The organism is Lysobacter sp. A378, assembly GCF_054052125.1.
Genome location: NZ_JBSVRK010000001.1, coordinates 1,013,478 through 1,039,831, shown reverse-complemented (window position 1 = coordinate 1,039,831; position 26,354 = coordinate 1,013,478). Strand labels below are relative to the sequence as shown.

Annotated in this window: 28 protein-coding genes; 15 read left to right on the top strand and 13 right to left on the bottom strand. The window is 65.3% G+C overall.

Translation table 11 applies throughout. The annotated features are described in order from the left end of the window. Positions 1-188 precede the first annotated feature (188 nt). Positions 189-2,108, top strand: a complete 1,920-nt coding sequence (parE, locus tag ACW7G1_RS04760) for a DNA topoisomerase IV subunit B (RefSeq protein ID WP_456978576.1) — start codon at positions 189-191, stop codon at positions 2,106-2,108. A gap of 36 nt (positions 2,109-2,144) precedes the next feature. Here parE and hutG read toward each other — a convergent pair whose 3' ends face one another. From hutG to ACW7G1_RS04735, 5 genes are all read right to left on the bottom strand, one after another. Next, positions 2,145-2,924 (bottom strand): N-formylglutamate deformylase, encoded by a 780-nt coding sequence (gene hutG / locus ACW7G1_RS04755; RefSeq protein WP_456978575.1) that lies wholly within the window; start codon positions 2,922-2,924, stop codon positions 2,145-2,147. Positions 2,925-2,947: 23 nt separating this feature from the next. Further along, the gene (gene gorA, locus ACW7G1_RS04750; protein WP_456978574.1) at positions 2,948-4,291 is read right to left on the bottom strand and encodes a glutathione-disulfide reductase; all 1,344 of its coding nucleotides are present in this window, start codon (positions 4,289-4,291) and stop codon (positions 2,948-2,950) included. Positions 4,292-4,364: 73 nt separating this feature from the next. Next, entirely contained in the window at positions 4,365-5,621 is a 1,257-nt protein-coding gene (locus ACW7G1_RS04745) for an NAD(P)/FAD-dependent oxidoreductase (protein WP_456978573.1), read from the bottom strand. A gap of 58 nt (positions 5,622-5,679) precedes the next feature. Beyond that, complete coding sequence (locus ACW7G1_RS04740) at positions 5,680-6,912, bottom strand: DUF418 domain-containing protein (RefSeq protein WP_456978572.1); 1,233 nt, start codon at positions 6,910-6,912, stop codon at positions 5,680-5,682. 39 nt (positions 6,913-6,951) lie between these two features. Beyond that, a complete protein-coding gene (locus ACW7G1_RS04735) occupies positions 6,952-7,431 on the bottom strand; it encodes an FKBP-type peptidyl-prolyl cis-trans isomerase (protein WP_456978571.1) in 480 nt (159 codons plus the stop codon). 186 nt (positions 7,432-7,617) lie between these two features. Here ACW7G1_RS04735 and ACW7G1_RS04730 point away from each other — a divergent pair, with 186 nt between their 5' ends. Both ACW7G1_RS04730 and ACW7G1_RS04725 read left to right on the top strand, forming a co-directional pair. Beyond that, the gene (locus ACW7G1_RS04730) at positions 7,618-8,118 is read left to right on the top strand and encodes a C40 family peptidase (protein WP_456978570.1); all 501 of its coding nucleotides are present in this window, start codon (positions 7,618-7,620) and stop codon (positions 8,116-8,118) included. Positions 8,119-8,235: 117 nt separating this feature from the next. Next, entirely contained in the window at positions 8,236-8,895 is a 660-nt protein-coding gene (locus tag ACW7G1_RS04725) for a C40 family peptidase (protein ID WP_456978569.1), read from the top strand. Between the two features lie 40 nt (positions 8,896-8,935). Here the strand turns inward: ACW7G1_RS04725 and ACW7G1_RS04720 are convergent, their stop codons facing one another. Beyond that, positions 8,936-9,427, bottom strand: coding sequence for an acyl-CoA thioesterase (locus ACW7G1_RS04720; RefSeq protein ID WP_456978568.1), 492 nt, complete (start codon positions 9,425-9,427; stop codon positions 8,936-8,938). Between the two features lie 137 nt (positions 9,428-9,564). On the opposite strand from ACW7G1_RS04720, the gene bla reads away from it, so the two are divergent. The 3 genes from bla to ACW7G1_RS04705 are packed head-to-tail and all read left to right on the top strand — an operon-like array spanning position 9,565 to position 12,677. After that, the gene (gene bla, locus ACW7G1_RS04715) at positions 9,565-10,437 is read left to right on the top strand and encodes a subclass B3 metallo-beta-lactamase (protein WP_456978567.1); all 873 of its coding nucleotides are present in this window, start codon (positions 9,565-9,567) and stop codon (positions 10,435-10,437) included. Then, positions 10,437-10,925, top strand: a complete 489-nt coding sequence (locus ACW7G1_RS04710) for an NUDIX hydrolase (RefSeq protein ID WP_456978566.1) — start codon at positions 10,437-10,439, stop codon at positions 10,923-10,925. Before bla ends, ACW7G1_RS04710 begins: the two co-directional genes overlap by 1 nt. A 60-nt stretch (positions 10,926-10,985) precedes the next feature. Next, entirely contained in the window at positions 10,986-12,677 is a 1,692-nt protein-coding gene (locus tag ACW7G1_RS04705) for an alkaline phosphatase (protein WP_456978565.1), read from the top strand. A 23-nt stretch (positions 12,678-12,700) separates the two neighbouring features. Here the strand turns inward: ACW7G1_RS04705 and ACW7G1_RS04700 are convergent, their stop codons facing one another. Continuing rightward, positions 12,701-13,123, bottom strand: coding sequence for a CopD family protein (locus tag ACW7G1_RS04700; RefSeq protein ID WP_456978564.1), 423 nt, complete (start codon positions 13,121-13,123; stop codon positions 12,701-12,703). Positions 13,124-13,253: 130 nt separating this feature from the next. Here ACW7G1_RS04700 and ACW7G1_RS04695 point away from each other — a divergent pair, with 130 nt between their 5' ends. The 3 genes from ACW7G1_RS04695 to ACW7G1_RS04685 all read left to right on the top strand — a co-directional run bounded on the left by ACW7G1_RS04695 (position 13,254) and on the right by ACW7G1_RS04685 (position 16,237). Continuing rightward, positions 13,254-13,862, top strand: coding sequence for a class I SAM-dependent DNA methyltransferase (locus tag ACW7G1_RS04695; RefSeq protein WP_456978563.1), 609 nt, complete (start codon positions 13,254-13,256; stop codon positions 13,860-13,862). A gap of 86 nt (positions 13,863-13,948) precedes the next feature. Next, positions 13,949-15,196, top strand: coding sequence for a polyhydroxyalkanoate depolymerase (locus tag ACW7G1_RS04690; RefSeq protein ID WP_456978562.1), 1,248 nt, complete (start codon positions 13,949-13,951; stop codon positions 15,194-15,196). Between the two features lie 99 nt (positions 15,197-15,295). After that, positions 15,296-16,237 (top strand): peptidylprolyl isomerase, encoded by a 942-nt coding sequence (locus tag ACW7G1_RS04685; RefSeq protein WP_456978561.1) that lies wholly within the window; start codon positions 15,296-15,298, stop codon positions 16,235-16,237. Positions 16,238-16,245: 8 nt separating this feature from the next. On the opposite strand, the gene speG is transcribed toward ACW7G1_RS04685, so the two are convergent. Beyond that, a complete protein-coding gene (speG, locus tag ACW7G1_RS04680; RefSeq protein ID WP_456978560.1) occupies positions 16,246-16,860 on the bottom strand; it encodes a spermidine N1-acetyltransferase in 615 nt (204 codons plus the stop codon). A gap of 123 nt (positions 16,861-16,983) precedes the next feature. Between speG and ACW7G1_RS04675 the strand changes: the two genes are divergently transcribed. Then, positions 16,984-17,283 (top strand): hypothetical protein, encoded by a 300-nt coding sequence (locus ACW7G1_RS04675; RefSeq protein ID WP_456978559.1) that lies wholly within the window; start codon positions 16,984-16,986, stop codon positions 17,281-17,283. An 80-nt stretch (positions 17,284-17,363) separates the two neighbouring features. After that, positions 17,364-18,215 carry a DUF72 domain-containing protein gene (locus tag ACW7G1_RS04670; RefSeq protein WP_456978558.1) on the top strand — a complete coding sequence of 284 codons (852 nt, stop codon included), beginning with the start codon at positions 17,364-17,366 and terminating at the stop codon, positions 18,213-18,215. A gap of 21 nt (positions 18,216-18,236) precedes the next feature. Here ACW7G1_RS04670 and ACW7G1_RS04665 read toward each other — a convergent pair whose 3' ends face one another. Then, positions 18,237-19,142 (bottom strand): DMT family transporter, encoded by a 906-nt coding sequence (locus tag ACW7G1_RS04665; RefSeq protein WP_456978557.1) that lies wholly within the window; start codon positions 19,140-19,142, stop codon positions 18,237-18,239. Positions 19,143-19,252: 110 nt separating this feature from the next. On the opposite strand from ACW7G1_RS04665, the gene ACW7G1_RS04660 reads away from it, so the two are divergent. Continuing rightward, complete coding sequence (locus tag ACW7G1_RS04660) at positions 19,253-20,200, top strand: DMT family transporter (RefSeq protein WP_456978556.1); 948 nt, start codon at positions 19,253-19,255, stop codon at positions 20,198-20,200. Positions 20,201-20,253: 53 nt separating this feature from the next. Next, a complete protein-coding gene (locus tag ACW7G1_RS04655; RefSeq protein WP_456978555.1) occupies positions 20,254-20,646 on the top strand; it encodes a DoxX family protein in 393 nt (130 codons plus the stop codon). A 12-nt stretch (positions 20,647-20,658) separates the two neighbouring features. On the opposite strand, the gene dbpA is transcribed toward ACW7G1_RS04655, so the two are convergent. Then, positions 20,659-22,053 (bottom strand): ATP-dependent RNA helicase DbpA, encoded by a 1,395-nt coding sequence (dbpA, locus tag ACW7G1_RS04650; protein ID WP_456978554.1) that lies wholly within the window; start codon positions 22,051-22,053, stop codon positions 20,659-20,661. A gap of 90 nt (positions 22,054-22,143) precedes the next feature. Here dbpA and ACW7G1_RS04645 point away from each other — a divergent pair, with 90 nt between their 5' ends. Further along, a complete protein-coding gene (locus tag ACW7G1_RS04645; RefSeq protein WP_456978553.1) occupies positions 22,144-22,371 on the top strand; it encodes an RNA-binding S4 domain-containing protein in 228 nt (75 codons plus the stop codon). A 23-nt stretch (positions 22,372-22,394) separates the two neighbouring features. On the opposite strand, the gene ACW7G1_RS04640 is transcribed toward ACW7G1_RS04645, so the two are convergent. Both ACW7G1_RS04640 and ACW7G1_RS04635 read right to left on the bottom strand, forming a co-directional pair. Beyond that, entirely contained in the window at positions 22,395-23,186 is a 792-nt protein-coding gene (locus ACW7G1_RS04640) for a BON domain-containing protein (RefSeq protein ID WP_456978552.1), read from the bottom strand. Positions 23,187-23,311: 125 nt separating this feature from the next. Continuing rightward, the gene (locus tag ACW7G1_RS04635; protein WP_456978551.1) at positions 23,312-24,400 is read right to left on the bottom strand and encodes a hypothetical protein; all 1,089 of its coding nucleotides are present in this window, start codon (positions 24,398-24,400) and stop codon (positions 23,312-23,314) included. A gap of 114 nt (positions 24,401-24,514) precedes the next feature. Between ACW7G1_RS04635 and ACW7G1_RS04630 the strand changes: the two genes are divergently transcribed. After that, positions 24,515-24,811: a GIY-YIG nuclease family protein gene (locus ACW7G1_RS04630; protein WP_456978550.1), complete on the top strand. Its 297-nt coding sequence runs from the start codon at positions 24,515-24,517 to the stop codon at positions 24,809-24,811. Here ACW7G1_RS04630 and ACW7G1_RS04625 read toward each other — a convergent pair. Next, entirely contained in the window at positions 24,764-26,257 is a 1,494-nt protein-coding gene (locus tag ACW7G1_RS04625) for an amino acid permease (protein ID WP_456978549.1), read from the bottom strand. The genes ACW7G1_RS04630 and ACW7G1_RS04625 overlap by 48 nt on opposite strands. Positions 26,258-26,354 lie beyond the last annotated feature (97 nt).

Here is a 26,354-nt window from a genome sequence, read left to right as displayed (position 1 = left end):
TGCCGCTCCCCTACGCGACCTGGCGACCCTACCGCCTGACGCCATGCCCTTGCCTGAACACGTAGGAATTGACCGCGACTGGGATGTTCCGGTGCACCCCCACCTTGACCATCACGGGTGGCGCCACGCATTCTGGCGAGCTTTCCATCCATTCCCTCACCTGCCCGCTGCGCGCAATCGACCACTTGATGAACAACAGTTACAACGCCGCTGATATCGAAGTCCTGTCCGGCCTGGACCCCGTCCGCCGCCGCCCGGGCATGTACACCGACACCACCCGCCCGAACCACCTGGCGCAGGAGGTGATCGACAATGCGGTCGACGAAGCGCTGGGCGGTCACGCAAAGACGGTCGAGGTGGTCATGCATGCCGACGGCAGCTGCGAGATCAGCGATGACGGACGTGGCATGCCGGTCGACATCCACCCGGACGAAGGCATTCCCGGCGTCGAACTGATCATGACCCGGTTGCACGCAGGCGGAAAATTCAACCACAAGAACTACGCATTCTCTGGCGGCTTGCACGGCGTCGGCGTCAGCGTGGTCAACGCGTTGTCGACCCGGCTGGACCTCTATATCAAGCGCGATGGCAGCGAATACCGGATCAGCTTCGCCGATGGCGACCGCGCCTCACCGCTGGAAGTGGTCGGCAGTGTCGGCAGGAAGAACACCGGCACCAGGCTACATTTCTGGCCCGATCCGAAGTACTTCGACACGTCCAAATTCAACCTGCGCTCGTTGAAGCACCTGCTGCGGGCCAAGGCCGTGCTGTGCCCCGGCTTGACGGTAAAGCTGAATGACGTTGCGAGCGGCGAGAACGTCGAATGGCATTACCGGGACGGCCTGAGCGACTACCTGCTCGACGAGTTGAGCGCCGACCAGCCCAAGCGTGAACTGCTGCCGCCCGAATTGTTCCTTGGCAACTCCAGCAAGGACACCGAGACCGTGGACTGGGCGGTGGTCTGGGCACCGGATGGCGAGCTGGTACAGGAAAGCTACGTCAACCTGATCCCGACCGCGCAGCACGGCACCCATGTCAATGGCTTGCGCAGCGGGTTCACCGATGCATTGCGCGCGTTCTGCGATATCCGCAGCCTGCTCCCCCGCGGCGTCAAGCTGGCGCCAGAGGACGTATGGGACCGGGTCGCCTTCGTGCTCAGCATCAAGTTGCTGGACCCGCAGTTCAGTGGCCAGACCAAGGAACGACTGAGCTCGCGCCAGGCAGCCGGCTTCGTGGAAGCCGCCGCGCAGGATGCCTTCACCCTGTGGCTGAACCAGAACGTCGAACTGGGCGAGAAGATCGCCCAGTTGGCGATCGAGCGCGCCAGCGCGAGGCTGAAAACCGAAAAACAGATCACCCGCAAGAAGGTCACCCAGGGACCGGCGCTGCCCGGAAAGCTGGCCGACTGCATCAGCCAGGACCTGTCGCGCACCGAGCTGTTCCTGGTCGAGGGCGACTCCGCCGGCGGCAGCGCGCGCCAGGCCCGCGACAAGGACTTCCAGGCGATCCTGCCGTTGCGCGGCAAGATCCTGAACACCTGGGAGGTCGCCTCGGGCAGCGTGCTGGCCTCGCAGGAAGTCCACGACCTGGCGGTCGCGATCGGCTGCGACCCCGGCAAGGACGACATCACCGGCCTGCGTTACGGCAAGGTCGTCATCCTGGCCGACGCGGACTCCGACGGCCTGCACATCGCAACCCTGCTGTGTGCGTTGTTCCTGCAGCACTTTCCCGCCCTGGTAGCCGCCGGCCACGTGTTCGTGGCGATGCCGCCGTTGTTCCGGATCGACCTCGGCAAGCAGGTGTTCTACGCCTTGGACGAGGAGGAAAAACGGATCCTGCTGGAGAAGATCGAACGCGAGAAGGCGCAACGTAAAAAGGGCTCGTCGGGCGTCGTCCACGTCACCCGCTTCAAGGGCCTGGGCGAAATGAACCCGTCGCAGTTGCGCGAATCCACCGTCCACCCCGACACCCGCCGGCTGGTGCAATTGACCGTCGATGATGCGGAAGCGACCCATGCGCTGATGGACATGCTGCTGGCCCGAAAACGTGCCGGTGACCGCAAGGCGTGGCTGGAAGACAAGGGCGACCTGGCAACGCTCGACGTGTGACGGCAACGCGGGCCAACGGGGCAATAACCCTGTCCATCAACCAAGCGCGGCCTCGAGGAGCCGGCGCAAAACGATCTGCAACCGCGTCGCCTTGTCTTCCTGGTACTCCCGCGACTGCTCGTCCATGTAGCAGCGCTGGCTGATCTCCAGCTGCACCGCATCGATGCCACTTGCCGGCGCGCCGTAATGACGGGTGATGTGGCCGCCCTTGAAGCGGCCGTTGGCGACCCAGTCATGCCCGGTCTGCGCCGCCAGTACCGACTCGATCCGCTGCTGTGTCGCAGGCGAGCAGCTGGCTCCGGCGGCGGTCCCCAGGTTCAGATCCGGCAGTCGCCCGTCAAACAGGAATGGCAGCTTGCTGCCCCGGATCGAGTGACCTTCCCATAGCACCGCGCGTCCGTGCTCGGCGCGGATGCGATTGAGCTCATCGTCCAACGCGGCATGGTATGGCTGCCAGTACTGCTCGATCCGCGCCGCAACCGCTGCAGCCGTGGGCTCCTGACCGGGCAGGTACACCGGCTCGCCATTGAAGCGAACCGCCGGGCACAGACCAGTGGTGTTTTGCCCTGGATACAGCGAGGTGTCATCGGCCGGCCGGTTGAGATCAACCACGTAACGGGAGTACCTGGGCACCAGTACCGATGCACCCAACTCGCGCGCAAACGCATACAGGCGCGACACATGCCAATCGGTATCGGGAGCGCGCCGGGCTTCCGGCGTCATGCTGCGGGCCAGCACGTCGGGTATCGCGCTGCCGTCGTGCGGGAGGCTGACCAGCAGCGGCGCGGTGCCGCGGTGAAGTTCAAGAATATCCATGGGCATAGTGTATTGACTCACGCTCAACCCATCAGCACGACTTCTTCAGCGCTGGTCGGATGGATGGCCACGGTGTCGCGCAGATCGGCCAGCGTGATGCCGCGTTTGAGCGCCACCGCGAAACCTTGCAGGATCTCGTCGGCCGCCTCGCCCAACAGGTGAATGCCGACCACCCGCCGCTCGTCGCCCACGCAGACCAGTTTGAACAGACTGCGCTGCGGCGCGTCGACCAGTGCCTGCAACATCGGCCTGAAGCTGGCGCGGGCGACATGAACCTCGTCGCCGTACTTCTCCCGCGCCTTCGCCTCGGTCAGCCCGACCTTGCCAATCGGCGGATGGCTGAATACCACCGTAGGGATATCGTCCTGGTCCAAGGGCGCGTCCTGGTCGGCATACAGCCGATCCATCAGCCGCCGCGCGGCGGCGATTGCGACCGGCGTCAGTGGGAGGTCGCCGGTGACGTCACCGACCGCGAAGACGCTGGCCGCCGACGTCGCATGACGCTCGTCCACGACGATGTGGCCACGCTCATCGATGGCGACCCCGGCTGCATCCAGACCCAGCGCCCCGGTATTGGGCCGGCGTCCGGTGGCAAACAGCACTTGATCGAAGCCCTCGTGGCTTGCGCCTTGACCACGGACGCGGATGCCCTCGCCGGTCTTGTCCAGCGCCGTCACCTCACCGTTGAAATGCAGCTGGATGCCGGCCTGGCGGTAATCCTCGGCCAACTGCGTGGACAGCTCCTGGTCGAAGCTCTGGATCAACCGCGAGCCGCGGACAAACAGCTCGACCTTGCTGCCCAGCGCTTGCAGCACGCCCGCCAGTTCGACCGCGATATAACCGCCGCCGACCAGCGCGACCCGCGGCGGCGGTGCGCACCAGTGGAAAAAATCATCCGACGTGCCGCCCAGCTCGGCGCCCGGGATATCAGGCTTGCAGGCATGGCCGCCGGTGGCGATGAGCAGCCGTTGCGCACGCAGGACCACGCCGTCGTCGCACTGCACGGTGTTCGCGTCTCGCAAGCGGGCGCGGACCGGCAACGCGGCGATGCCGGCTTTGTCCAGTCGCGTGCGATAGCTCTCGTGGATGTTGCCGATATAGCGTTGGCGATGGGCAATGAAAGTCGGCCAGTCGAGCACGCAGTCCTTCACTGCAAAGCCCAGCGCCTTGGCCGTCACCAGCTTCTGGGCGACGTCGGCCGCCAGCCACATTGCCTTCTTCGGCACGCAGCCGACATTGACACAGGTCCCACCCAGCGGGCCGGGCTCCAGCAATGCCACGCTGGCACCATGCTCGGCGGCGCGAAATGCGCCGGCCAGGCCTCCCGAGCCGCCACCGATCACGATCAGGTCGAAGTCTTGTTGCATGGATCACTCCTTCTGGATGACCTCGCCATCTTGCCGCAGCGGATGTCAGGCCCGTGTCAGTCCGATCGGCCCGCTACACGAACCGGTCGGGTACAAATGGCGTGGGATCGACGGCCGGCGCGCGCCCGGTCATCAAATCGGCAACCAGCTGCCCGGTCCCGGCACTCATGCTGACCCCCATCATGCCGTGGCCGGTCGCCAGCCACAGCCGTCGATGGCCCGGTGCGCGACCGATGATCGGGATGTCGTCGCAGCTCATTGGCCGCCAGCCACACCACCGCTCGCGCACCTGGGCACCAACGGGCTCGCGCAGGTATTCGCCAGCGCCGCGCTCCAGCGCCGCCAAACGGGACGGGTTGAGGCTGTCGTCGAAGCCGCTGAACTCCATCGTGCTGCCGAGCCGGAAGCCACTCTCCCAGGTGGTCACGCAGACCGAGCGCTCGCGCAGCACCAACGGCCGCCTGGGCACCAGTGTCGGCGGCGAGTAGGTGATCGAGTAGCCCTTGCCCGGTTGCATCGCCGCGCCCAGCCACGCGGTTCCAATCGCCTGCGCCAATCGCGGTGACCAGGCGCCGGTGGCGATCACTACCTCCCAGGCATGCACGATTCCCTGGCCGGTGTGCACGGCCAGGCCGCCGCGGCCTTCTTCCAGCGACAGCAATGCACAGTGCTCGTCGATTACCCCGCCATGCTCGCGAACCACACGCGCCAACTCGTCCACGTAACGGTCCGGCCGCAACACCGCGTCGCCGGAGAACCGGATCGCGCCGGCGACACCGGGTTTCACCGCCGGCTCCATGGTCTGGTAATCCGGGCCGGCAAATACCTCCACCGCCACGCCCAGCTCCCGCAAAAATCCCAGCTCCTTCTGACCGTCCTCGAACGACTGTGCGTTTCGATAGACATAGTCCTCACCGGACTGGGCGAACTCGCAGGCCATCGAGTAGCCCTCCACCCACTGCACCAGGCGCGCCCGGGAGTCGTTCAACAACGAGGACTTGGACCGTGCACTGGCTTCCCAGTCGTCCCGGTTGCAACGGCCGGCGAACCGCCACAGCCAACGCCATAGCGCCGTATCCACGCGCGGACGGATGTACAGCGGGGCATCGGGCCGCAGCATCATCGCCAACGCCGTGCGCACCATCCCCGGCGCGGCAAGCGGTGGCGCATGGCTGGGAGTGATGGTGCCGCAATTGCCGTGCGAACTGCCGCTGCCGATCTGCCCGGCATCGATCACGCGCACTTTGCGCCCGGCTTCAAGCAGGGCCAGCGCCGAGGCCAGGCCGATCACTCCGGCACCGACCACGACCACGTCTTCGTGATGCTCCATGACGCCAGTTTACGCGGTCAATCCGTCACCGGAGACCGCCACCGGATCTATTGAACGCCTATTGAACGCCTATCGAACGCCGCATCGTTGGCCATTGCCAATAGGTGAAGGCACGCCACAGCCATTCCAGCGGACCGTAGCGGAACCGCCCCAGCCACCAGTGGCTGACCAACAGTTGCGCGCCGAATACAAGCAACACGCCAAGCACTTGCCACGCCCGCGGAACCTCGCCCCACAGCCCCAGTCCGTAGCCATAGAACACCAGGGTGCCGATGACCGATTGCGCCAGGTACTGGGTCAACGCCATCCGCCCGGCCGGCGCGAACACGCGCAGCCATGTCGCGCGGTGCAATGCCAGCACCACGACCGCCACATACGCCAGCGACATCAACGGCGCACCAGCCATGTGCAACGTCATCGCCACCACCTGCTCGCCACTGGGCCGGGTGCCGCCAGGGTCACTATCGATTGCGAGACTGGCCGCGGTGAGCGCCAGGCCGGCCAGGCCACCGGACCAGACCAGCGACACCCATAACCGGCGATGGACCTGCTGCTGCCCGATCGCGCCACTGCGCACCAGCCACGCACCCAGCAGGAACGTGCCCAACACCAAGGGAACCAGGAATACGTTGAGGCCCAGCACGTGGGCGAAATAGCGCCATCGCACCGCGGTTGCCTCGGCGTAACTGCCGGCGGAGTACGCGGCAACCTCGGCGTCGCGCAGGGCTTCCACCACTGCCGCGCCCTGGACGGCATCCGGGCCCGACGCGACGTCACCGTCGAGCATCATCGTCGCCCCGCCCAGCAACATCACTGCCACCAGTACCGCCCACAAGCCGGCGCCCCACTTCCACAGATCGCCGGTCGCGGTGTGCCGGAACAACAGCAGTGCCACCGCGGTCACCGCGTACGACACCAGGATGTCGCCGGCCCAGATCAACCACGCGTGGGCCAGGCCGATCAACAGCAAGCCGAACGTCCGTCGCAGATACAACGGCGCGAAACTGCGGCCTGCGGACTGCGCACGATCGAGCATGATCGCGAACCCCATCCCGAACAGCAGTGAGAACAAGGCCCAGAACTTGCCACGCACGAACACGTAGACGAACGCATCGGCCAGCCAGTCCAACCCGCGTTGCCCGGGGGCGATGCCTTGCTCCATCCCCGCCAGCGGCGCGGTGAAATACTCGACATTCATCAACGCAATGCCGAGCAGGGCCAGCCCGCGCAACACATCCAGGCTGTCGATCCGTTCCGACGGCGCCAGTGGCGCCAACACGGTGGAACTCATGACGCTACTCCGGGGCCAGGCGGCCAACCGATGCTGCGGTCAGTGCTGGTGGCCGCCGTCGCCGTGGACGTGACCGTGGTCGATTTCCTCGGCGCTGGCCTCGCGAACATCGACGATCTCGATATCGAAGCGCAGGTCCTTGCCGGCCATGGGATGGTTGAGGTCGACGTCGACCACGCTCATGCCGACCTTCTGCACCGTCACCGGGCGCGGGCCGAACTTGGTCTGCAGCGCGACCTGCATTCCCGGCGCCAGGCGGGTGTTCTTGAAGTACTTTTTCGGCACCCGCTGGGTCAACCCGGGCTGGGCCTCGCCGTAGGCCTGGGCGGCGGCGACTTCCGCGGTGAACTTCTCGCCGGCTTCGTGGCCTTCCATCGCCTGCTCCAGGCCAGGAATGATGTTGCCGTGGCCGACCAGGATCATCAGCGGCTCGCGACCTTCCGAACTCTCGAGGGATTCCTTGCCTTGCTCGGCGACGGAATAGTGGAAGCTGACAACACGATCTTTCTCGATTTTCATGGCATGGCTCGATGGGCGGGACGGTATGGAGGCATCGCGGCGCTGGTGGCGCCAATGATCTGGCCGCGGCGGGTGGTTGCCGTCATCCGCGCCAGCAGTGAAGCTATGAGGATGACGAAAGCCGCGCATTATCCCGGGATCATCGCCCTTGCGCCAGCGCAAAGCCTGCCAGCGCAATGGACACGGATGCTTTTGCTGCCCCTGACCGGGGTGTTGCTGGCCAGCTGCGGCGGGGGCGAACAGAGCGTTCGCAGCACCGCGCCACCGCCCGGTTCGCGCGACTGGGCGGTAGTCGCCCCGGCCAATCCTGCGGCCTCCAACGCGGTATTGATGCGCGCGATCAGCCTGGTTGGCACGCCCTACAAATGGGGCGGCAACACCCCGCAGTCGGGCTTCGACTGCAGCGGACTGGTCAATTATGTCTACCAGGACATGTTGCAGATCGACCTGCCGCGCACATCCAGCGCGCTGGCCGCCTATCAGGGACCACGCATCAAACCCCAACAACTGACGGCCGGAGACCTGGTTTTTTTCGGCAGCGGCGGTCACGTCAGTCACGTCGGCATCTACGTGGGAAACGGTCGTTTCGTACACGCCCCCAGCAGCGGCGGCACGGTGCGGCTGGACCATCTGGACGGTTACTACTGGCGCGACCATTACACCGGCGCAAAACGGGTGGTTCGCTGAGGTGCCGGTAAAAACATGAACTGCGTTGCTTTTTATTCACAAATTTTTAACGAATTATAAACCAATCACGCCGCTTTCACGTCCATCATCCACCGTTGATCACAAAGTGATGACCGCGTGACAATTCCGATCCACGGCCAAATCCGCACCGCCTGCACTTCTTCACGCCGCGCGTCCGCCCGCTACCGCTTCTTGCTGGGCTGCGTTTTGTCCGTTGCGATGACTCCCGCGTTCGCCACCGAAGCGGCGCCGGGGCCTGGATCCATCGAGATGCCGGTGTTGATGCCCGACGCGATGACGCTGCCTGATCGTGCACTCAGCCTGGCCGGCGATATCAGCGGCATGCTGGCGTCGGGCAAGACCGCCGCCGCCGCCGCCGATTACACCCCGCCCGACCGGGAGGCAAAAAACCTCCTGCAACGCGCCCTGACACTGTTGGGCACCCCGTACCGTTGGGGCGGCACCTCGCCCGACAAGGGGTTCGACTGCAGCGGACTGGTCAGTTATGTGTTCCAGAACGCCTTGGGTATCGACCTGCCGCGAGTCTCACGCGAACAAGCCAACGCTGGCGAACCGGTCGCCGACAAATCCGATCTGGCCGAGGGCGACCTGGTGTTCTTCGGCAACAGGGGCCGGATCAACCACGTCGGCATCTACCTGGGCGAAGGCCGCTTCGTGCACGCTCCCAGCACCGGCAAGGATGTGATGGTATCCAGCCTTGAAACCGGCTACTGGAGCGGAAAATACGTGCAAGCCCGTCGCCTGCACGGCAGCTGAGACCGCCCGCCACGGGCCGGGTTGCCTGCAGGTCGGGCGGCTACAGGTCGCCGGCCACCCGATAGCGCTCCACCGTCTGTTCGATCCCCTTGCTCAACTCCATCACCTGCATCGCGTACTCCGCCAGGTGACGGTCTTCCTGATTGACCGGATCCCAGGTGGGCACCGTCGTCGGCTTGCCCTCTACCGCATCCAGCGCGACAAACACGATCATGCAGTGGGTGCACAGCCTGGGCTCGCCGCCCATCGGGTCGCGCGCGCTCACATCGACCGCGAAATGCATGCTGCTGGTGCCGGTGTGGACCAGCCGGGTGCGCACGGTAACCAGGTCGCTGATCCGGATCGGGGCCACGAAACGGATGCCGCCAACCGCCACCGTCACGGCGTAGGTACCGCTCCAGCCCACCGCTGCGGCATAGCCGGCCTGGTCGATCCACTTCATCACCACCCCACCGTGGACCTTGCCGCCGTAGTTGACGTCGGCCGGCTCGGCGAGGAAGCGCATCGTCAAATCGCGTTGCTGCCCCTTCATGCCCGCAATCCGCGCGTCGCGTCGAACCTGATGACTGGGGAAACCACGTCGTGTGCGAATGCCGTCATTGATTTCTCCCTTGCTCTGGTCCCCACGGGCGGGATCGCCGACACTATCGTGCCCACCGTGGTTCCGACATGTTGAATATCCGTGTATCGCTGCTGACCTTCGCCCTGCTCTGGCCGACAATAGCAGTGGCCACCGACCCGATCCTGCCTCAGTCAGAAGCTTACGTGACGCGCGACAGTTGGCGCCAACCGGTGGCGCCCTTCCAGATCGCAGAACACACCTGGTACATCGGTACCGAAGGCCTCAGCGCGTTGCTGGTGAAAACCACCGACGGCGCCGTGCTGGTCGACGGCGGCCTGTCGCAGGCCGCCGACATGCTGCTGCAGCACATGGCGGCACTGGGTGTTGCGCCTCACGAGCTCAAGCTGATCTTGCACAGCCACGCCCATGCCGACCACGCCGGTCCACTGGCCGCGATCAAGCGCGCGACGGGGGCGACGCTGGTCAGCAACGCCGAGTCGGCCGCCCTGCTCGCCCGCGGCGGCAGCAACGACATCAACTATGACGACCGCCTCCTCTTTCCCCCGGTGCATGCCGACCGGTTACTGCAGGACGGGGAAATCGTCGCGTTCGGTGGCATTGCATTCACGGTCCATTTCACCCCGGGCCATACCCCGGGTTCGATGAGCTGGACCTGGAGCGACCAGCACGACGGCCAACCGTTGCGCATCGCCTACGCAGACAGCCTGAGCGCTCCGGATTATCAACTGATCGACAACCCGCGTTTCCCGCAGATCGTGGATGCGTATCGCCACGGCTTTGCAACGGTACGGGCCCTGCCCTGCGACCTGCTGATTGCACCGCATCCAGAGGGCGTCGGCTGGCGGCCCGCCTCAACCGAAGCTCCCCACCCGCACCCGATGACCTGCCGCGAGTACGCCGACAATGCCGAGCGCGACTTCGACCGGCAATTGGCCGCGCAACGGGAGGCTACCGACTGATGCCCTATTGCCCCATCGTCGCCACGCTTGGCTATGTCCTGTCGGCGGACGGTCGAGAAGTGCTGATGATCCACCGCAATGCCCGTGCCGACGACCAGCACCTGGGCAAATACAACGGCCTGGGCGGCAAGCTGGAGGCCGACGAGGACGTGGTCGCCGGCATGCGTCGGGAGATTTTCGAGGAGGCCGGCATCGAGTGCGATCAGCTCAGCCTGCGCGGAACCATCAGCTGGCCCGGGTTTGGTCCCAATGGCGAGGACTGGTTCGGCTTCGTGTTCCTGATCACCCGGTTCAGCGGCACGCCGTTCACCAGCAACGTCGAGGGATCCCTGGAGTGGGTGCCGGTTGAACGCCTGCACGAATTTCCAATGTGGGAGGGCGACCGAGAGTTCCTGCCGCTGATCTTCGACGGCAATCCGCTCGCGTTCCACGGCGTTATGCCGTACCAGAATGGCGCGATGGTGTCGTGGCGCTACTCGCGGGCATAGTGATTCAGGATGCAACACTTAGCCGGCATAATCAGACCATTCCGCTCAAGGGTCCTATCGATGTCCACACCGCGCAGCGCCTGTCTCACCCTGGTTCCCGTCCTGCTCGTCGCCGCGTGCGCGACTATCGCACCCCCACGCGCATCCGTCGCCGATGCGGTCCAGGTCAGCGTGCCGACGATCGAGCACCCGCAAGACGAGACCGCCGCCTGGTGGTTCGTCGACGGCGCCGCACAGGCCGCCGAGCGCGGCGCGATGGCCGGCCAGGCAAAAAACGTGATCCTGTTTGTAGGCGACGGGATGAGCCTGCCAACGGTGGCCGCTGCGCGCATCCTCGACGGCCAGCGCAAAGGCACGCCGGGCGAACACAACCGGCTGAGCTGGGAGCACTTCCCCGCCACGGCCCTGAGCAAGACCTACAACACCGACCAGCAGACCCCCGACTCGGCCGGCACCATGAGCGCGATGGCGACCGGGGTAAAGACCCGCGCCGGCGTGATCAGCATTGGCCAATCCGCCAAGTTCGGTGACTGCGCAGGCGGGCTGGCGGCACCGATGGCCACCCTATGGGAATTGGCAGCTGCCAGCGGCATGGCTACCGGCGTGGTCACCACCGCCCGGGCCACCCATGCGACCCCGGCAGCGACGGCAAGCCATTCGGCCAGCCGCAACTGGGAGAGTGATGCCGCGATGTCGGCCGAAGCGAAGGCTGCCGGCTGCATCGATATCGCTCGCCAGATGATCGAGTCGCCTTACGGCAATGGTCTGGACGTGCTGATGGGCGGCGGCCGCACCAATTTCATGCCCGCCGACCAGGTGGACCCCGAATACCCCGACAAATCCGGCCGACGCGAGGACGGTCATGACCTGATCGCCACCTGGCAGCAGCGCCATCCCGACGGCGCCTACGTGTGGAACGCGACGCAGTTTGCGGCCGCGCCTGCCGGTGCACCACTGCTGGGGCTGTTCGAGCCAAGCCACATGCAATACGAAAACGATCGCCCCGATGACGCCGCCGGGGAGCCGAGCCTGGCAGAAATGACCCGCGCCGCGATCAGTCGCCTGGCCGACAATCCCAACGGCTACGTGCTGCTGGTCGAGGCAGGCCGGATCGACCATGCCCATCACGACGGCAACGCCTATCGGGCGCTGACCGACACCATTGCCCTGAGCCAGGCGGTCGAGGAGGCGGCCCGGCTGACGTCGACCGATGACACCCTCATCATGGTCACCGCCGATCACGCACACACCCTCAGCTTTGTCGGCTACCCGGCGCGCGGCAACCCGATCCTCGGCAAGGTCCACGAAGCCGACAAGGACGGTGAACTGGAGCTGGCGCAAGACGCCCGCGGCATGCCCTACACCACGCTCAGCTATGCCAACGGACCCGGCTATACCGGCGCCAGCGACCGCCAGGCGGCGGGCCCCAAGACCTTCCCGCACAGCCCGAAGGAATATTCTGCCGCGATCGGCCGGCCGGACCTGACCGACGTCGACACCGCCGCACCCGACTACATGCAGGAAGCACTGGTCCCCACCAGCTCCGAATCGCATGGCGGTGACGACGTCGGCATCTGGGCAAGCGGGCCCGGCAGCACGGCGGTGCGTGGCAGCGTGGAGCAGAACACCATCTTCCACTTCCTGCTGCAGTCCACCCCGCACCTGCGCCAGGCCATGTGCGAGGCCGGCTACTGCAACGCCGACGGCGTGCCGGTGGAGTTGCCGGTGGCGGACGCCCTCACCGTAGACTGAGGCGCGTAATGACGGGTGCTGGCCTAGAACGGCTTGGCCAGCACCAGCCACACGATCATGATCAACAGCACTACCGGGACTTCATTGAACCAGCGCAATGCCCTGGACGAGGGCAGTGGACGACCGGCATCCACACCCTTCAGCCAACGACCGCTGACGATGTAGTAACCCAGCAGCACCGCCACCAGCACCAGTTTGGCGTGCAGCCAGGCGCCGCTGATCCCGAAATGCATCCACAGCGCCAAACCCAGGATCACCGCCAGCCCGAACATCACGTGGCCAAAGCGATACAGCCGCTTGCCCATCAGGGTCAGCCGGGAACGCACCGACGGCTCATCACCTGCCTCGGCGATGTTGACCAGGATCCGCGGCAGGTAGAACACCGCTGCCATCCAGGCGATCACGAATACAAGGTGGAACGTCTTCGTCCAGAGATAGGCATTCATGCAGTCGAGGTCCTCGGTGGGTTGGGCGTTTGTTTGGCATGTCGTCGGCTAGGATGACACGACGCGGTGCCGACCTGGCCCTGCGACCGCGTCGCTTTCATCCTGACTCCCCACTGCCGCAGCAAAGCCCATGACCAAGCAGTACGACCAAGCCTATTTCGACCAGTGGTACCGCAACCGCGCCTCGGGCGACAAGGCGATCAGCGGGCCCGCAAGGCTCTCACGCAAGGTAGCCATGGCGGTCGCTACCGCTGAATACCACTTGGAACGCCCGATCCGCAGCGTGCTGGATATCGGCTGCGGTGAAGGCGGCTGGCGCGCACCGTTGTTGAAGCTGCGGCCGAACCTGCAGTACCTGGGCTTTGACAGCAGCCAGTACGCCATCACCCGGTTTGGTCCGCGGCGTAATCTGCACTACGCACGTTTCGCCGACTTCGAGCACCTGCGCCCCTGCGCACCGGTCGACCTGCTGGTGTGCAGCGACGTACTGCACTACCTGCCAAGTCGTGAACTGGACCGTGGCCTGCCGGCATTGGCCGATCTTTGCGGCGGCATCGCCTTTCTGGAAACCTTCACCCGCAGCGACAGGATTGACGGTGACACCGAGGGCTTCAAGGCACGACCGGCCAGTTTCTATCGGCAGCGCTTCTCGAGTATCGGTCTGCAGGCCCTGGGTTCCCACCTTTGGCTGAGCCTGGAGCGATGCGCTGACGCCGCCGCACTGGAGTTGCCGGCCTGAAGAAAGTGAACCGGGTCTCGCCAGTTCACGTTTTCGCACGCCCGATCCGCTACGCTGCAGCGCAACATTACCAACGAAGGCTTCACATGCCGCTATACCAGATGCACGAATTGGGCCGCGCGTGGATGGCTCCCATGACCTATTGGGCCGATGCCAGCGCAAAAATGCTCAGCACTCCCAGCAACTTCGCGGGATCTTTGCCCGGCGCCAGTCAGCTCGCGGCGGGCTGCGAGCTGCTGTACCGCATGGGCAAGGACTACGAGAAGCCCGAGTTCGGCATCCATTCCATCGATATCGACGGCACCGCCTACCCGGTGATCGAGCGCGAAATGCTGCACAAGCCGTTCTGCCGGCTGTTGCGGTTCAAGCGCTACGCCGACGATGCGGACAACATCCGCGAGTTGAAGGGGCAACCGCCGGTGCTGGTGGTCGCACCGCTGTCGGGCCATCACAGCACCCTGTTGCGCGATACCGTCACCACCCTGCTGCGCGACCACAAGGTCTACATCACCGACTGGACCGACGCACGCATGGTGGATGCCGGTGAGGGCACGTTCGGGCTGGACGACTACGTTGCCTACATCGAGGAGTTCATCCGCACCATCGGTGCCGACAACCTGCATGTGATCAGCGTCTGCCAGCCGACCGTGCCGGTACTGGCGGCGATCTCACTGATGGCGGCGCGCGGCGAGGCCACCCCGCGCTCGATGGTGATGATGGGCGGGCCGATCGACCCGCGCGAGAGTCCGACCCAGGTCAACGACCTGGCGGTCCACAAGCCGCTGTCATGGTTCCAGGACAACCTGATCCACGAGGTCCCGCGAAACTATCCCGGCCACGGCCGCAAGGTCTACCCGGGCTTCCTGCAGCACAGCGGATTCATGGCGATGAATCCGGAGCGCCATGCGCAATCCTATTGGGACTTCTACCAGGACCTGCTCAACGGCGACCTGGACGCTGCCCAGTCACACCGCCGCTTCTACGATGAGTACAACGCGGTGCTCGACATGCCGGCCCAGTACTACCTGGACACCGTCCAGGTGGTGTTCCAGCAACACTTGCTGCCACGCGGCTTGTGGGACGTGGCGGGCGAGCGGGTCGACCCGAGGGCGATCAAGGACACCGCGCTGCTGACCATCGAGGGCGAGCTGGATGACATCTCCGGCCAGGGCCAGACCCGCGCCGCGCACACGCTGTGCACCGGGATCAACGAACGCGACCGGGAGCACGCCACCATTGAGGGCGCTGGTCACTACGGCATCTTCAGTGGTCGCCGCTGGCGCGGGCAGGTCTACCCGCAGGTACGCGACTTCATCGCCAGGTATGCGGGCTGAGGGCGCACGTTCTTCCCGTCCGTGCCGGTCGGTGGCGGACGCTCGGGGATTCAGCCAGAATCGGCATCACCGAGCATCACCGACCCCGAGAGCCCTACCGTGCCCAAACCACGCCTGCTAGCGACCGCCCTGTTGCTCACTTTCACGTTCGCGGCAGCCGCGCAGGAGCCGGAAACCACCGAGGCGGCGCGCCAGGCAACACCACCATCGGTCCAGGACATCCTCGACGCCTCACCGGCGGAGCACTGGCGCACACCTGACCCGGCCAACACCCTGTACATGGACCTCGCGGGTGGGCGGGTGGTGATCGAATTGGCGCCGCAGTTCGCTCCGCAACACGTCGGCAACATCAGCACGCTGGCGAAGGAAGGCTTCTGGGACGGGCTCAGCATCTACCGTTCGCAGGACAACTTCGTGGTCCAGTTTGGCGATCCCGATGCGGACGCGGCCAACGCCAAGTCGCTCGGCACCGCCAAGACACAGTTGCCGGCCGAGTTCGAGCGTTCGTCGGTGGGTCTGGACTTCCGTGTCCTGCCCGACGTTGACGGCTGGGCGCCGCAAGTGGGGTTTGTCGCGGGCTTCCCTGCGGCGCGTGACCCCGAGGCCAAGACCGCGTGGATGGCGCATTGCTACGGCGCGCTCGGCGCCGGGCGGGCGATGGCGGCCGACTCCAGCACCGGCGCCGAACTGTACGTGGTCACCGGCCAGTCCCCGCGCCAACTCGACCGCAACATCACCCTGGTCGGGCGTGTGATCGACGGCATCGAGCTGCTATCGGTGATCCCGCGCGGACCGGAGCCCATGGGTGTCTACGAAGACCCGGACCGGCGTACCGTGATCAACACGATCCAGTTGGCCAGCGAGGTCCCCGCAGATGCACGCAGCACGCTGCAGTTGCTGCGTACCGACAGCGCAACCTTCGATGCCGTTACCGAAGCGCGCCGCAACCGCGGTGGCGACTGGTACAAGGTATCGGCCGGGCATATCGACCTGTGCAACGTGCTGTTGCCAACCCGGCAAGCGCCTGCCGTCACCCCGTAGTCACGACCTCAACCGTCGCGTCGGGTAACTTCGCTGCCCAGCACCTCGTGCTGGAACATGCACATCCGGATCACGCTGCGGTAGCGGCCATCGCTGAAGAACTCGTCCACCAGCACGCCCTCGCGCTTGAAGCCCGCGCCTTCGTAGACCCGGATCGCCGCGGCATTGTCGACGTCCACCAGCAAGTACAGCTTGTACAGGTTGAGTACCCGGAATGCGTAGTTGATGGCGCTGCGGGTGGCGGCCTTGGCGAAGCCACGGCCCTGATGCTCAGGGGTGATCATGATCAGGAACTCGGCACGGCGGTGCAGGTGGTCGATCTCCACCAGCTCGACCAGGCCGACCCGCTCGTGTGCCGGGGCCTCGATTGCCTGCCCGCTGGAATCGTGTCCGGTGGTGAACTGGTGCTCGGCGATGAAGCGTCGCTCGGACTGGTCATGGATGTGCTTGCGGTAGAGCTCTTCCAGCTCGACGAACGACTCGTACGGCTCCTCGAACCAGTAGCCCATTACGCTGCGGTTGTTGTTCAGGACGTGGACGAAATGCAGGTCGCTGCGCTCAAGCGGCCGCAGGGTCACGACCGGTGCAACCGGGGTTTCGCGCGGATTCTTATCGGATTCCATGGGCCAAGCCTAAACGAGTCGAAGGCCAATCCAGGTGAGGACGCTGCAGCCATCACGCTGTCCGTCACGCCATCTTGGCCGCCGCCTGCCTAGCCTGACACCCCCACACCAGAGACCGCTGCCATGCCCCAGTTACGTATCCGAATCACCGGCGGCGAAGACGATGCACGCGCGATCGCCGACCTGCTGACCAGCATTCCAGGCATCGAACACGTCGAGGAAATCTCCGGCCTGATGCCGCACATGGATGACCCCGACTCCAGCTCGGCCGGCTCGATCGACAACATGGGTCCGGGCACCCATGTATTGGAGATCGAGGCGCCCGACAACGCCACTGCGCAGAAGGTGCGCGAGACCGTGGAGGCATTGGCGTTTGATCTGGAGGTACTGGTCGAGTTCGAGAGCGCCGAAGCGGAGCAATAACAGCGCTACCAACGACGAACAGGAACGGCCAGTTAACATCGCGGCGCTATCCTTTGGACACTCGCCCTCGACTGGCCCCCATGAGCCGCCAAAACCACGACGACCTGTTTGCCGCGACCGCCGACGCAGTGAATGCGATCGACGGCATCAGGGTCGGCGTCGGTGGCTGGACGTACGAGCCTTGGCGCGGCAGCTTCTATCCCGCCGGGCTGGTCCAGCGCCGCGAGCTCGAATACGCCAGTCGCCAGCTCAGCGCGATCGAGATCAACGGCACCTATTACGGCACCCAGAAACCCGAAACCTATGCGCGCTGGGCCAGCGAAACCCCTCCCGGCTTCGTGTTCTCGCTCAAGGCACCCAAGCGCATCATGCAGTCGCGCGTGCTGGCCAGCGCGGGCGGCCAGGTGGAAGGTTTTCTTGCCGACATCACCGCCCTGGGCGACCGTCTGGGTCCCATCGTCTGGCAGTTCGACCGGGGCACCCAACTCGCCCATGACGACTTCGAGAGGTTCCTCGACCTGCTGCCGCCCCAGGTCGACGGGCATCCGTTGCGACACGTACTGGACGTGCGCGCGCCCGATTTCGTCGATGCCAACTACCTCGCGATGGTTCGCAGCCGCGGCATGGCCACCGTGTTCACCGACTCCAGGGAGTACCCGTCGTTTGCCGACGTGACCGCGGATTTCGTGTACCTGCGGCTGATGCGCTCGCAAGCCGGGCTCAGCAGCGGCTACAGCGCCGAAGAGTTGGCGCTTTGGGCCAGGCGCGCGCGCATCTGGGCCGATGGGCGTGAACCCGGGGATGTGCCGCGGATCGGCCCGAGCGCCATCGCGACGGACAAGCCGCGCGACGTATTCGTCTTCTTCATCAGCGCGGCCAAGCGCCGCAACCCCGCCGCCGCGATGGCGCTGATCGAGCAGCTTCGCAACTGATCCGACACCACGGCGTGCCCATCACTTGCGGGCTTTCTGGCTGATCGCCACGCTACCCATGATCAGCGCGCCGGCGACTCCCATCGACAAGGTCACCGGCTCGTCCAGCAACCACCATGCCCAGCCGACCGCGAACAGCGGCACCAGGTAGGTGACCGTGACCGCGCGGCTGGCCCCGATGCGCTGCACCAGCCGGTAATACACCGCATAGGCCGCGCCGGTGCACAGCACCCCGAGCAGGATGGCCGACAGCCACGCGTTCATCGATACCGATTGTGCCGGCCATTGTGCGACCGCGAACGGCAACGTCAGCAGGGCCGATGCCCCGAGGGTCGCCGCGGCCAATGCGGCCTGTGGCATGCCCGAGAAGTAGCGGCGCAGCATGTGCCCACCAACGCCATACAGGAACGATGCCGTACAGCCCGCTGCAACCGCCCAGCCGATGCTGGCGCCGGCAGTCTCACCGCTGGCCAGCACGGCCACGCCGACAAAACCCACCAGCAAGGCGATCGCCCGACGTACCCCGATTTTCTCGGCGAAGAACAAAAAGCCGATCAGGGCGGTGAACAACACCGCGGTGGCATTGGCAATCGCACTGATACCGGCGGGCGCGTGCTGGGCGGCCCAGGCGAACAGGGCAAACGGGATCGCGCAGTTGATCGCGCCCAGCAGGATCACTTTTGGCCAGGCCCGGAGCGGAAATGCCGCGCGACCGCGCCACAGGAACGGCAGCAGTACCAGGGCGCCAAACGCAAGCCGCAATTCCGACAGCACCGCAGTGCCGAACTCGGGCGCGGCAACGCGCTGGAACATGAACGACACACCCCAGATCGCGGCCAGCACGACCAGCTCCAGCGGCGCCAGCCAGGCACGCTCCGACGTGGCGGTAACGGAAAGTTCGGCAACGCAGGCTTGTGTGGTGGGCATGGCGCGATGGACCGGTCTGGCTTGAATCGAGCCGCCATTGTCCTCCACTGGCCCGCCATCGCAAGCGCATAATTACTGGTTCTGACCGAAACCCCGCCACCCATCACGCCATGCCGATGACTCCGCACAGCAGGGCCTTCCTGCAGATCCACTTTTGCGTGCTGCTGTGGGGGTTCACGGCGATCCTGGGCAAGCTGATCACGCTTCCGGCCCTGCCCCTGGTGTGGACACGGATGCTGATCGTGGTGGTCGCGCTGGCTTTGCTGCCCAGGGTCTGGCGCGGACTGCGCGCGATGCCGGCGAGGCTGTTATGGGCCTACGCCGGCATCGGTGTGCTGGTGGCCTTGCACTGGCTGACCTTCTACGGCGCGATCAAACTGGCCAACGCTTCGGTGGGTGCAACCTGCATGGCACTGGCCACGGTGTTCACCGCGCTGATCGAACCCAGCCTGGCACGTACCCGATTCAATCGACGCGACCTGGCCCTGGGCGTTGCCGTGCTACCAGGCGTCGCGCTGATCGTCGGCGGCGTCCCTGCCGACATGCGGATCGGCATTGCCGTGGGTGCGCTGTCGGCCTTGTTCGTGGCCCTGTTCGGATCGCTCAACAAACGACTGGTCCACCACGCCGACCCGTTGACGGTCACCGCGTTGGAACTGGGCGCCGGTACCCTTGCGCTGACGGCATTGGCGCCGGTGATGCCGCTGGTGTTTCCCGCCTTCTCCGGCGACTTGCTGGTGATGCCCGGCAGTCGCGATATGGTCCTGTTACTGGTGCTGGCGCTGGCCTGCACACTGCTTCCGTTCGCGCTGTCGCTGGTGGCATTGCGCCACATGAGCGCCTTCTCCGCCCAGCTGGCGGTCAATCTGGAGCCGGTCTACGCCATCGTGCTGGCCATTTTGCTGTTGGGTGAACAGCACGAACTGACGATATATTTCTACCTGGGCGTATTGATCATCCTTTCGGCCGTGTTCGTCCATCCGCTGCTCGGCAAGCCACGCCGGGTCGAGCACCCCGAGATGCTGGTGACGACGGAATCCAAGAGCGTGGTGGAATAGTCGAGCAGAATCAAACGTATGCTTGTCCCCTCCTCCCGACCAGGACCGCTCCGATGAATCCAGCGCTGCAGCAAGACCTCGCCAAACTGTTCCTGCGGGTCGCTTTGGGGCTACTGATCCTGCTCCACGGACTCTCCAAACTTGACGGCGGTCTGGCGTCCATCACCGGCATGGTCGAGGCGCGCGGCCTGCCCGGCTTCCTCGGCTACGCGGTACTGATCGGCGAGGTGGTAGCGCCGTTGATGGTGCTGATCGGCTTCCACGCGCGGATTGGCGGGCTGCTGATTGCCATCAACATGATCGTCGCCGTCGTTCTCGTTCATGCCGGTCAACTGGGCAGCATGAGCGGTGGCGGCTGGGCACTGGAACTGCAGGGGATGTACTTTGTCACCGGGCTGGCGATCGCGTTGCTTGGCCCGGGACGGTTCAGCGTCAACGGCCGATAGCCGCAAACCCGCCTAGATCCGGTTGACCCGGAAGCGGCGACCCTTGATTTTTCCTGCACGCAACCGCGCCAGCGCGGTGTCGGCCTGGTCGCGGGCAATGGCGACGTAGGAACGGGTTGCGAAGACGTCGATCTTGCCCACTGCCGAGGCCGCCAGACCGGCATCGCCGGTCAATGCGCCGACGATATCGCCAGGTCGCAACTTGTCGGTGCGCCCGGCATCGATCCGCAGGGTAACCATGGCCGCCTGCTTCACCCCGGAGGCCTTGCCGGCCAGCGGTGTGCCGCGTCGCCAAGCCAGTGCAGTACCCGTGTGTTCGGCAATCGCCAGCGCACGGGGTACTTCGCGCGGCGCGCACAGACTCAGGGCCAATCCATCCTTGCCTGCACGACCGGTGCGGCCGATGCGGTGCACGTAGATGTCCGGATCGGTCGGCAGCTCGTAATTGACCACCGCTGCCAGGTCCTCGACGTCAAGCCCTCGCGCGGCGACATCGCTGGCGACCAGTACGCTGCAGCTGCGGTTGGCGAAACGCACCAGGATCTCGTCACGATCGCGCTGCTCCATATCGCCATGCAGGGCCAGCGCGGTGAAACCGTAGTGCTCAAGCGACGTGACCACCTCGGCGGTATCGCGGCGCATGTTGCAGAACACCACGCAGGACACGGGACGGAACTCAAGCAGCAACGCAGCCAGCAACGGCGTTTTGCGCGCGGACTCGACCTCGTAGAAAAGCTGCTGGATCGGGGCCTGGCTTTCGGCCGCTTCCACGGTGATTTCCAGTGGCTGCTGCAGCATCGCGTTCGCCAGCCCGCGGATGGCATCGGGAAAGGTCGCCGAGAACAGCAGGCTTTGACGATCCTTCGGGGTCTTGCCGACGATCTCCCGGATCGGCTCCTCGAAGCCCATGTCGAGCATCCGGTCGGCCTCATCCAGCACCAGCGTGCGCACCCCGCGAAGATGCAGAGCCTTCTTGCGCAGCAATTCCTGGATGCGTCCGGGCGTGCCGACCACCACCTGCGGGTCGTGGGTCGCCAGTGACGCCAGCTGCGGCCCCAGCGCCATGCCTCCACACAGCACCGATACCTTCAGGTTGGGGATACCCAGCGCCAGCTTGCGCAGTTGCTTTCCAACCTGATCGGCCAGTTCCCGGGTGGGGCACAGCACCAACGCCTGGGTCTGGATCCGCGCCGGATCCAGGCGGTGCAACAGGCCCAGACCGAACGCCGCGGTCTTGCCGCTGCCGGTGGGCGCCTGTGCAATTACGTCACGGCCGTCCAGGATCGCCGGCAACGACTGCGCCTGGATCGGGGTCAGCTGCCGGTATCCCAGCGCCTCGACGCCCTGCATCAGGTTCGTGGGCAGCGATAGCGAAGCGAAGGACGGGTCGGTGGCAGTCTGGGTCATGCGCCATGATCGCAGGTTGCCGGCCGGTCAGGTATTGCGCACGTTCATGCAGGCTGCGACCCTGCACCCTCCCCGCTGACTGAGCCGCCGATGCAAGCATCCGTTTTCGAACTCGATCCCGCCCACGACCATGTCGAACTCAACCAGTTGCTCAAACTGGCCGGGCTGTGCGACAGCGGCGGCGCCGGCAAGGCCATGGTCGCCAGCGGTGCCGTCGCCGTGGATGGCGTGACCGAGTTGCGCAAGACCTGCAAGATCCGGGCAGGCCAGGTTGTCACCTTGGGAGACGCCGAAATCAGGGTGATCCCGGCGTCCTGACCGCTCGTGCCCGGCGACGCGGCTTATCCGCTCGTCGTGCTGCCTCCTGGCGTGCTGCTGCCTGATGCCGCGCCACCGCGATCGCTGGCGACACCGGCGCTACCAGCGACATCCGGTGCCGCCTGCGCACTGGCCGTCCCGGACGACCAGGGCTGCCGGTCATCACCGTCGGCCGCCGCCCGCACGCGGATCCGGTTCTCCACGTGGCGTACACCGCTGCAGCCATCCGCCAGATCCTCGGCGCGATGTTTCATCCAGCGTTGCGCGACCGTACCGTCCAGCGTCGCGGTGCCATCGACAACCTTGACCTCGATGTCGCTGGCGTCCACATCGTGGTCCCGGCTCAGCCGCTCGCACAGGTCCTCGTTGATGCGACCGTCGGAGCGAACGTAGTTTTTGGGCCCCATGCCGCTGTAACTGCGCCGCTGCGGTCCGCGATAGTCTGCTCCGGCGTAAGCCGTCTGGCTGTAACCCGGGCGGTCGTAATAGTCGGGCTGGGTGTCGCCAGGCACAGCATAGCGCTGGGCGTGGCGGGTCACGTTTTCGCCCAGATACGTATCCGGCCCGGCGCCGGCATAGCCGGGGCCAACCTCAGGTTCCGTCTGATCCGCGCGAGAACGGGGGTTGGCGTCATGCCGGTACTGGTTCTGGTCTCGTCGCGATCCATCGGGGGCCTGGTTACGGTGGGTCATCCCGTCTCTGCGTTCATCCATCCATTCACGCCCCGACTGAACCCATTGCGCGCCCATGTCGACGACGTCCTGGGCCATCGCCTTGAGATCATTGCCGACGTTGTTCCTGTTCCTGTCTTGCACCGGTCACCTCCTTCCGTTGCGTTGGATGCACCGAGCCTGCTGGCACGTCACCGCAAGCCGCAACTTGGAAGATGGGGCAACGGGTATTAACGCAATGTGGCGGTTGTGTTAGTCGGCTGTATTGGTTATGACGTCGGATTGCCGTTGAGCACGCCGTCGGGCATTTCCAGCGCCGAGTCGTATTCGGACAACGGGCTCTGCGTCGGGCATTCGCTGTCCGGGAAGCCGAAGCGGTGGCGCAATTGCTGGGCACACTCGCCCATCACCCCCACCTCCCCACCGGGAGCCTGGCATTCACGTTCGAAAGCCCGGTAAAACGCATCCTTGCGCTGGACGAACGCTTCGCCGCACTGGCGGGTCAACTGGATGCGCTGCAGGTCATCCTCCACCGCGTTCAGGCCGTTCAATCCGTACAGGTCCAACTCGTCATCGGTCAGCAGGCGCAAGCGACGGTTGGGGACGGTCATCATCAGGTCCGCGACGGCAAACGCCACCCCGTTCCGCTGCAGGTATTCGCGCACCTGGGCGTGGACTTCTTCCAGCTCCTGCTGCAGCTCGGCGCGTGAGGTGGCTTTTGACCCGATCCGGATCATCCGGTGTATCCCGACCTTGCCGGCAATCATCCGCATGTCCCCGGCCGCCAGCACCAGCACGCAAGAGCTGTGACAGACAGCGTCCTCGCGCACCCAGACCGTCCAGCCCGAGCCACCAATCAGGTCGCCGACGCGGATTGCCTGCTCGATCTGGCCACCGGTGGAATCGATGTCGAGGATGCGCTTGTCGATACCCAGGGTGTCGGCAAGCTCCACCACACGTTCGATCAGGGCGGTGAATTCACCGGATATCTTGCCTTGGTAGCGCAACCGCAACAGCCCGGGATCGCTGCACCGGGCCAGCGACCTGCGCATTACCGAATAGCCCAGCGAGAGCAAAGGCTGGCCTTCGCCATCGGCATAATCCGAGTCGCAACTGATCCACGCTTCACCGGCGGTCAATGCCATTGGCTGCCAGTCGGTTTCCACCCGCTCACTGGTCCGCTCCGGCGCCACCGGTACGGCGATCGTCGCATCCGATACCGCTCCGCCCGGCGGTTCCACGGCGGCATCTGCGCGGGTCTCGGTGACCGGCGCGGTGGCGTCGACCGGCGCCTGCAGGTTGCAGGCCGCCAATAACAACGTCACGCAGATCGCGGCGAGGCACCGGGGCTTGGACATGCACGAAAAACCGACAGTCAGGATGGAGGCCCAGTTTAGGGTGCATGGGATGCACGCGGCTCAACGCCGGATGAACATTTTTCGCTCATCGGCCGTCCTCGTTACACTGCGCCGATGACCTGCTGGTATGTCTACCTGATCGAGTGCCGCGACGGCAGCCTGTATACCGGCATCGCCATTGATGTGGAGCGTCGTTATGCCCAGCATCTGGCGGGCAAAGGCGCGCGCTATACCCGCGCGCACCCTCCGGTGCGGCTGATGGCCCGGTTCGAGCACCCCGACCGCAGCAGCGCGAGCCGCGCCGAATACGCCATCAAGCAACTCAGCGCCGCCCGCAAACGCGCGTTATGCGGCGAGGCAAGCCTATCCGGCGCGCCCGATCTCCCCTCTCGCACGCATGCCGACCCGTGAATGGCGCCGCCCGTAGAGGAAGTAGATGGCAAAGCCAACCGCCAGCCAGACCACGAACCGCACCCAGGTCAACGTGGTCAGGTTGAGCATCAGGTAAGCGCACAGCAGCGCCGCGACGATGGGCAGCACGGGTGAGAACGGCACCTTGTAGCCGCGGGTCAGATCGGGGCGTTTATGGCGCAACACCACCACTCCGACGCTGACCAGCACGAACGCGGACAGGGTGCCGATGTTGATCATCTCTTCCAGTATTTCCACGTTGGTGAAGCCCGCAAGCAACGCGACCGCCGCGCCGCTGATCAGCTGCAGGCGCACCGGTGTATGGCGCTTGTCGGAGGTCACGGCGAGCCAGCGCGGCAACAACCCGTCGCGACTCATCGCCAGCAGCACGCGCGACAGGCCCAGCAACAACACCATGATCACCGTGGTCAACCCGACCAGGATCCCCACCGAGATCACCTGCGCCGCCCACTCGGCGCCGACGGCAACGAACGCGGTGGCCAGCGATGGGTTCTCCGCCGCCGCCAGTACCGTGTACGGCACCATTCCTGTCAGCGCCAGCGATACCAGGATGTACAGCACACTCACCAGCGCCAGTCCGCCGAAGATGCCACGCGGCAAGGTCTTCTGCGGGTCCTTGACCTCCTCGGCCGAGGTGGCGACGACGTCAAAGCCGATGAAGGCGAAGAACACCAGCGCCGCCCCCGACAGCACGCCGGCAACACCGTACTGGGCCGGCGCCGCGCCCGTGACCCATGACACCAGCGATTGCGACCACACATCCGAATCACCTCCACCGGTTGGGACTGCCGGCGGCACGAACGGGGTGAAATTCTCCATTTTCAGGTACGTGAAACCGACCACGATGACGAACAGCACGATGCCGACCTTGATCAGGGTGAACACGTTGTTGACCCGTGCCGACAACTGGGTGCCCTGGATCAGCAATGCGGTGAATACCCCGACGATGAACAAGGGCCCCCAATCCATTCCCAGCCCAAATACGTCGATGGTCGTGGGTATGTGCACATCGAACAGGTCGAACACCGTGCTCAGGTAAATGCCCCAGTACTTGGCGATCACCGCGCCGGCGGTCAGCAACTCCAGGATCAGATCCCAGCCGATAATCCACGCCAACAACTCGCCCATGGTGGCGTAGGTATAGGTGTAGGCACTGCCCGCGACCGGGATGGTGGAGGCGAACTCCGCGTAACACATGATCGCCAGCGCACAGGTCACGGCCGCAAGTACGAACGACAGCGTCACCGCCGGCCCCGCGAAGCTGCCTGCCGCGCGCGCGCCGACCGAGAAGATGCCCGCACCAACCGCCACTGCCACACCCAGGATCATCAGGTCCCAGGTGCTCAGCGAGCGCTTGAGCTGGTGGCCTGGCTCGGCCGCATCGGCCATGGATTGCTCGATGGATTTGGTACGGAACAGACTCATGCACGGGATCCTGGTTGGGGCCGACCGGCCGCGACGGCCGCCGATTGGCAACGAACCAGCCTATAGCGATTTTCACCCGGGACGAAAGTGACCAAGG